At 63.5% G+C, this 2,497-nt stretch carries 2 protein-coding genes; both read left to right on the top strand.

Going from position 1 to position 2,497, the window contains the following annotated elements; all coding sequences use genetic code 11:
* The coding region (locus MXAZACID_RS09445; RefSeq protein WP_051060301.1) for a flagellar biosynthesis protein FlhB at positions 1 to 857 on the top strand (857 nt) is incomplete at its 5' end.
* Positions 858 to 991: 134 nt separating this feature from the next.
* Complete coding sequence (locus MXAZACID_RS09450) at positions 992 to 2,410, top strand: APC family permease (protein ID WP_008494063.1); 1,419 nt, start codon at positions 992 to 994, stop codon at positions 2,408 to 2,410.
* Positions 2,411 to 2,497: the final 87 nt, after the last annotated feature.

A 2,497-nucleotide genomic window follows, 5' to 3' on the forward strand; every position in this document is an offset into this window, starting at 1 on the left:
CCTTGCTCGGGCTCATCGCCGCCATCGGCGCGGCTTCCAGCCTCGCCTCGGGCGGGTTCGTCTTCGCGCTCAATCTGTTGGCGCCGGATCTCTCCAAATTGCTGCCCCAGGCTGGATTTTCGCAGATCTTCTCCGGACACGGCATGGCGGAGCAGGGCAAATCCGTGTTGAAAATGCTCGCCATCGCCCTGGCGGGCGCGGTGGCGATCCTCGCGCGCCGGCCGGATTTCACCGCCCTGGCCTGGCTGCCCCGCCCCGCCGCCAGCGCCTTCTTCGCCCTGGCCACGCAATGTTTGAGCCTCATCTGCCTGGTGCTGGGGCTGCTGGCGGGGGTGGATTTCGCGCTCCAGTTCTGGCTGCACCGGCGCAAGCTGCGGATGTCGGATGAGGATATGCGCGAGGAGATGAAGGAGGCGGCGGGCAACCCGCATGTGAAATCCCGCCAGCGCGCCCTGGCCCGCAAAATGGCCCGCGCCCGGCAGATGCAGCGTGTGCCGGAGGCCAGCGTGGTGGTCACCAACCCCACCCATTTCGCCTGCGCCATCCGCTATCGCCGCGGGCAGGACAGGGCGCCGATGCTGCTCGCCAAAGGGGCCGGGCCGCAGGCGGAGGAAATCATCGCCCGGGCGCGCGGCCATGGCGTGCCGGTGGTGCAGTCCCCGCCTCTGGCGCGCGCGGTGTTTCGCTATGTGGAGCCGGATGAATATGTGCCCACCGCCCTCTACCGCGCCTGCGCGGAGGTTCTGGCCTATGTCTGGCGGCTGCAGCGCTGGCGCGCCCAGGGCGGGGCGAAGCCGCAGCCGCCGAAACCGCAGGCGGGTGACATCGAGGTCTCGCGCTGGCTGCCGGGCGCCTGAGCAGGTCAGAGGATTTGTCTATTATTTAAATCGCTTCTCACAAATAAGTTGACGGAACGTTCATTTTACCACAAGGAAAAAAGACGCCCACATCCGGCGGCCGAACGTCTAATCCAAGCAGGGATCATAAAATAATGAGCACAATCTCGCGGGGCGGCGAACGCCTCAAGCGTGACAGCCTCGGGCTTTCGCAGATCATTGCCTCCACCCTCGCCAACATCGCCCCGGCGATGAGCTTTTTCTTTGGTTTCGGGCTGATCGCCTCCGGTGCCGGCGTCGGCGCGCCGCTGACCATCCTGGTCGCGATGGTGGTGATTTTGTTCCTCACCAACACGCTGGCGCAGTTTTCGCGCTATCGCCCCAGCACCGGCTCCTTCGTCACCTTCATCGGCATGGCCTTCGGCCCCTGGGCGGGGGCGGCGGCTTCCATCTTCGTCGTGGTCGGCTATTGCATCGCCGCCGCCTCGGTGGTGGTGATCTCCGGCGGCTGGGCGGCGCAGACGCTGCAAACCTTCCTCGGCATCAATATCCCCTGGCAGGTGCTGGCGATTATCGCGACCGCCATTGTCGGCGTGCTGGTCTCGCGCGGCATTTCGCTCTCCACCACCTGGGCGGCGATCTTCTTCTATTTCGAGCTGATCCTGCTGGTCGTCGGCGCGGTGATCATGCTGGTGGTCAATCGCGGCTCGATCTCGATGGCCCCCTTCACCATCGCCGCCGTCACCGGCGGCTGGAAGGGCATCGGGCTCGGCTTCCCGCTGGCCATCTATCTGTTCATCGGCTGGGAGAATTCCGCGATGCTGGCGGAAGAAACCACCAATCCCCGCCGCAACGTGCCGCGCGCGCTGATCGTCGGCACGCTCTCCATCGGCATTCTCTACATGTTCCTCTCCTTCGCGACGGAGACGGCCTTCCATAACGATGTGAAGGCGATCACCAACTCCTCGCTGCCGTTTGTCGATGCCTTCAAGGCGTCCGCCGCCGGCATTCTCATCATCGCCTATCTCGCAGGCGTGACCTCGATCTTCTCCTCGCTCATCGGCCTTACCAACGCCCAGGCGCGCATCCTGTTCTCCTCCGCGCGCGAGGGGCTGCTTCCGCCTTTCTTCGGCAAGATCCACCCGCAGCATCGCACCCCGCACGCGGCGATGTGGACCTATATCGTGGTGGCTTTGGTGATCGTGCTCGGCTTCGGCACGTTTTACAATATCGATCCGGTGACCCTGTTCGGCGATACCGGCACGCTGGGCACCATCCCGGTGGTGGTCACCTATCTGCTCACCAATTTGGCGCTGCCGGTCTATATGCTTCGCTATCACCGTGAGGATTTCAACGTTTTCACGCATCTGATCGTTCCGGTGGTCGGCACATTGCTGATGCTGATGCCGCTCTGGGGGCTGATCGAGCCGGGCCAGCCTTATCCGTTCAACCTGTATCCGAAGCTGGCGCTGGGCCTGCTGGTGGTGTCGGTGATTTACGGCGTGCTGCTGGCGAAATCCAAGCCGGATCTGGTGCAGCGCATCGGCTCCTACGTCGCCGACGAAGAATATTAAAAGTTTTGGGGTGCAGCCCTTTTTTCAAAAAGGGCTGCAAAACGTTTGGGGCGTTGGCAACATCTTGCCAACGCCCCAAACGTCTGT

The organism is Acidocella sp. MX-AZ02, from assembly GCF_000306035.1.
GTDB classification, from domain to species: Bacteria; Pseudomonadota; Alphaproteobacteria; order Acetobacterales; family Acetobacteraceae; genus Acidocella; species Acidocella facilis.